At 44.5% G+C, this 4301-nt stretch carries 5 protein-coding genes; 3 read left to right on the top strand and 2 right to left on the bottom strand.

Translation table 11 applies throughout. From position 1 onward, the window contains the following. Window positions 1-543 precede the first annotated feature (543 nt). Together H6H02_RS26370 and H6H02_RS26365 are read left to right on the top strand one after the other, a co-directional pair. Window positions 544-1248, top strand: coding sequence for a hypothetical protein (locus H6H02_RS26370; protein WP_190823375.1), 705 nt, complete (start codon window positions 544-546; stop codon window positions 1246-1248). A 299-nt stretch (window positions 1249-1547) separates the two neighbouring features. Next, complete coding sequence (locus H6H02_RS26365; RefSeq protein WP_190823373.1) at window positions 1548-2144, top strand: hypothetical protein; 597 nt, start codon at window positions 1548-1550, stop codon at window positions 2142-2144. 28 nt (window positions 2145-2172) lie between these two features. On the opposite strand, the gene H6H02_RS26360 is transcribed toward H6H02_RS26365, so the two are convergent. Together H6H02_RS26360 and H6H02_RS26355 are read right to left on the bottom strand one after the other, a co-directional pair. Further along, the gene (locus tag H6H02_RS26360; protein WP_190823371.1) at window positions 2173-3141 is read right to left on the bottom strand and encodes a protochlorophyllide reductase; all 969 of its coding nucleotides are present in this window, start codon (window positions 3139-3141) and stop codon (window positions 2173-2175) included. Window positions 3142-3343: 202 nt separating this feature from the next. Further along, window positions 3344-3547, bottom strand: a complete 204-nt coding sequence (locus H6H02_RS26355; protein ID WP_190823369.1) for a hypothetical protein — start codon at window positions 3545-3547, stop codon at window positions 3344-3346. Between the two features lie 121 nt (window positions 3548-3668). Here H6H02_RS26355 and H6H02_RS26350 point away from each other — a divergent pair, with 121 nt between their 5' ends. Continuing rightward, on the top strand, window positions 3669-4190 hold the full coding sequence (locus H6H02_RS26350; protein WP_190823367.1) for a hypothetical protein: 522 nt from the start codon (window positions 3669-3671) through the stop codon (window positions 4188-4190). The last annotated feature ends 111 nt before the right edge of the window (window positions 4191-4301 follow it).

Raw genomic sequence — 4301 nt, 5'->3', positions numbered from 1 at the left:
TAGTGATCAAATGAATCGGATTGAAGACCCGTGGCATCAACTCAAAGCGCATGAGATCGCCGGGCAGATGTTTGAAGATGAGTACGATTTAGCAATGGCCCTGATTAAAGGAATGCAAACACGAAGTCAAACAGGAGGATATACTCTTGAGCGTTTTCGGTTTAATTCCGCCTAGCTACTTAGCTAGTTGCTTTTATTTATAAATATTTAGTAAAGATAGCCTATAAAAAATTAAAGTTTTAGTAAAGATAGCCCTTTGATTGAAAGTAGTTTTGCTTTACTAAGCTTGTACTATCTCTATCAGCTTTCGCTAATACCTTATAGCAGTTATTGAAACAGTCAGTCCTTTGATAGAAGTAACAATCCGCTCTTGGGATAGAGCCATTTGTGCTTTTGCAAAAGTTATTCTGAAAACAATTCAAGCATAAGTAGCGAATCAAACTACAACAAAGCTAAGAATTCTTTTTTGAAAGAAAGTGCGTCACGCCGACAGACTTTCAAGGTTCTATTTTATCTACATTTTTTTGGAGTTTATCAACACCTATGACTAATCCAAAGGATTACCAAACTTATAACCGTGAAGTTCGTCAGGATTCTTACAATGACGCTAACGGTCATACTCATACCAACGTAACGCGAACAGAAACAGTTAATAATGGCGTTGTTAAGCCTAACGCTGACTCCTACCGGGATGGTTACGTTAGCGGTCGAGTTTCCGAACGCAGCTACCAAGAAGAAAATTTAGCTGTTCGAGATAACAATAATGCCGCGAGTGGCTTGGTAATTGGCTTGCTCCTGACTTCGCTGGTCGGCTTGACCGCTGGGACTTTGTTCTTTTTAAACCAACGGAATGAGGCACCCGCTCCGGTTATCCCAAATATTGTGGTTCCTAGACAACCAGATGCCAAGCCAGCTCCCGAAGCGAAGCCAGCTCCTGAAGCAAAGCAAGCTCCTAAACAAGAAACCACAATCATTGAAAGAACTAGGGATGTTTTGGTTCCAGTTCCTCAACAGCAAGCTCCGGCACCTCAACAGCAAGCTCCGGCACAAAAGATCAACATTACTGTGCCCAATGCTGAGCCAAAGCAGCCTGAGGCTCAACAAGCACCTTCTACGCAAACTGCTCCCACACAGTCCGAAAGTGAGAGCGATCGCACTCCAGCTCAAGACGAATCGAGTGCCACAGATCCCACATCCAGCAGTCAACAAAACCCTGCTGCCGATAGTCCGGAGGGTTCGGGTCAGTAACTAGCTAAAAAAAGCCACGCTCGTCCTACTTCAATTAACAGTTTGGATGAGAATAGCCTCAAAGCGAATCACTTTGAGGCTATTTCCTGTGTTGGGTAAAATAGCCACCGGACGTGAAGTGAGCTGCTGTTGAGTTCAAGCACTTTTATAGAAAGCTTGAAACCAAGACTTCTAGCTGGTTCGTGACAATTCGTTGCGACCATCAACAATTTGACAATTGGGCAAACAAATATGTATTTAACACACCCAAGCCGGGAAAAACAGCTAAAATCTTAATCTAATTTTTTTCACAGAGGTCTATGAAGAACTCCTCTAACTTCGCAATGCTAAAGAGTGCGGAATGGAAGTTTTGGTTGAGCTGGATTGCTTTATCTACTATAGGTAGTTTGCTTGGGATTGTTGCTGGCTTTTTTGTAACACTTTTGACTGGAGGTCTTGGCAGCAACGGATTTCCCTTTGGCTGGACTGTTGTATGGGCTATTTTGGGTTGCTTCCAATGGTTGTTGCTGAAGCGGCGAATGAAAAAATCGAGTTTGTGGATTGCAGCGTCTGCTATCGGTGGGGCTGTAGCTTTACCAGTATGTGTGCTAGCGAGTTACTCTATATCTACAAACGCACTATCTGATTTCTTTAGTGACTTTATATCATTAGATCTAAGTAATTCGTATGAGCTTTTTAGGCTATCTAAGATAGGTGCAATAAATGAAGCAATTGTTGGAACTGCACAATGGTTGTTGCTAAAGCGGCAGATTTCGAGAGCGGGTTGGTGGATTCCAGTTTCTGCTTTAGGCGGGGCAATGATTCTACCTCCGATCAGTGCTGCAATTAAAGGTTTAGCTTTGGTTTTGATGTTTCGGCAGACAACATCAAAACCAGATAGCTATATTGAACAATGACTAATAATTCGCTAACCCACAGTCTTCGTTACCCTACTCCAACTAACTTAGCGCTCAAATCCCACAGCTTTTGAGCTTTGTTATCATCGCTGGCTTCGTCAGAAACCTCTTGCACAAAAGACTGACGACCGGGTTTCTGGCGATTTCCCCAACTCCAATACATCCCAGATTCCTTGTATTCAGGATCGGCAACAATCGCTGCAACCCTTTCCCCTGCCAACTCCTGAGACACGTATCCCCCGGTGATGTTCTTTTGGAACAGCGGGAAGATTTTCCGAAACAGAGGATAGTGGTTGCGGAATAGGGGCGTATCTGCAACGCATCCCGGATAAAAGGAGTTAAAGGTGATGCCTGTGGAAGAGTGATAGCGTCGATGCAGTTCCCGCATGGTTAAAACATTGCACAGTTTGCTATCTTTGTAAGCTTTGCCGGGTTTAAATTTCTTGCCGTTAATCATCGCAATCGGTTCTTTGAAACCTGCTTCAAAGCCTTGGAGATTGCCTAAATCTGGAGGCGCTGGAATCGGAATCTTACCTCCCAACTCCTTCGGATTTGCCGTCACAGTTCCCAAAATCACAAGTCTGCGATCTGGATAAGAGGACTTTTTCAAATCCTCCAGCATCAGGTTGCACAGCAGGAAATGACCGAGGTGATTTGTCGCCACGCTCAGTTCATAACCTTCTGCGCTCCGCATAGGTTCTTTTAATAAAGGTAGATAAACTGCGGCGTTGCACACCAAAGCGTCCAAGGACTTGCCGCTAGCTCTGAAGTTATTCACGAACTGGCGAACGCTCTCCAAAGAGGCTAGGTCGATCTGCATGAGGGTATAGCTGTCTTGGGGGATTTCCACTGTTTCGGCAGCTTTTTTCCCCTTCTCCAAATCCCGACAAGCCATCACTACGTGCCATCCCTTTTTGGCAAGCGCTTTTGCACCGTACAAACCAACCCCTGAGGAGGCACCCGTAATTACAACCGTTGGCTTCCGATGTGATTCCATTGTGTTTAGACTCCGTTGACCGCCGTTAACTGTCTCTAGGATCTAGGATTTTACACCACTGGGTCATTTACTCTAGTGTTTCAACGTGCTGTATGGGGATCAATATCTTGGGAGTCTTAAAGTTGTGTTATTGATGCGATCGCAAACTGAGAATAATCAAGTGTAAAAGCGATCGCCCTATTATGACTCCTCCTCAATATGATTACTTGCGATCGCGCAAGCGCGGGCTTGTCGGTTTGCCCCTGTCTGTTTCACCCTGCTCATCTTTCTGCAACGCTGCCAGGATTTGAAAGCACCGTTGGAGTAGAAAGAGCAGAAATCCTGCATTGGGATTAAGCCAAGTGGCAGCACCCACCACTACAAACTCGACTAATTTAAGCCATTTCTTTTTGTTAAAGGGCTTCATTCGCGACTCCTAAGTATGAATGTTTCGATACTTTTGAGATTAGGAGTTGTCAAATCGAAGAAAAATTGCCAATAAATAGAGAAGCAAATAGAAATAAATCGGTGATGAGGACTGGCACGGAGTGGATTCTCAGGATAAAACGACACAACGACAGTTTTTAGAGGCGATCGCCCTCCAGCTAAACCTGACAGGCGATTCACTGGCGGCATTCTTGGCACGTTTTAGCCCAGAAAATGCTGATAGAGAAAATTCAACACTGGTGAGTTTTATTGCATGGAACAATCAACCAGTAGATGGTGCTCAGAAACTCCAAGATGAATTAGCGACAATCTGCAAAATTTTCGGGGAAAATGGTTGTCCAATTGATGGGCAGAAGAAACGAGGGAGAGCGCCCAAAGGTCAAAGCCCGTGGGAGCAAGGGTATAAATGGCTCTGGGAGTCTCGTTTTCCAGAATGGCAACAGCATAATCAGCAACCAGTTTTAGAACAAGGAGAGACCAGCAGAAACGGTCAAGCTGACATTGATGCGTTGGTTCAGCAAGTGCGATCGCGCTGTTGTGATAAGGTGCGACGCAACTACAGCAAGATTGAGTTATTCAATCGTAAGCAGGTTGGAGTAGATCAACTTTATGTCGATGTCTAAGTAGCTAGGATGATTTAAACCTAAAACGCTCCATCGTATACCCACCTTGTTCACTTCGTGATTCCATGCCCTCCATCACAGCCAGGGCTAAATCATATTCATTGTCAAACA

Source organism: Coleofasciculus sp. FACHB-1120, from assembly GCF_014698845.1.
GTDB lineage: Bacteria > Cyanobacteriota > Cyanobacteriia > Cyanobacteriales > FACHB-T130 > FACHB-T130.
Note: the sequence above shows the minus strand (reverse complement) of the source record. Positions and strands in the feature narration are given on the sequence as shown.

What these genes read in the sequence shown, in the direction of transcription:
- H6H02_RS26370 (WP_190823375.1), top strand. Translation starts at nt 544, where the DNA reads ATGACTAATCCAAAGGATTACCAAACTTATAACCGTGAAGTTCGTCAG.
- H6H02_RS26365 (WP_190823373.1), top strand. Translation starts at nt 1,548, where the DNA reads ATGAAGAACTCCTCTAACTTCGCAATGCTAAAGAGTGCGGAATGGAAG.
- H6H02_RS26360 (WP_190823371.1), bottom strand. Translation starts at nt 3,141, where the DNA reads ATGGAATCACATCGGAAGCCAACGGTTGTAATTACGGGTGCCTCCTCA.
- H6H02_RS26355 (WP_190823369.1), bottom strand. Translation starts at nt 3,547, where the DNA reads ATGAAGCCCTTTAACAAAAAGAAATGGCTTAAATTAGTCGAGTTTGTA.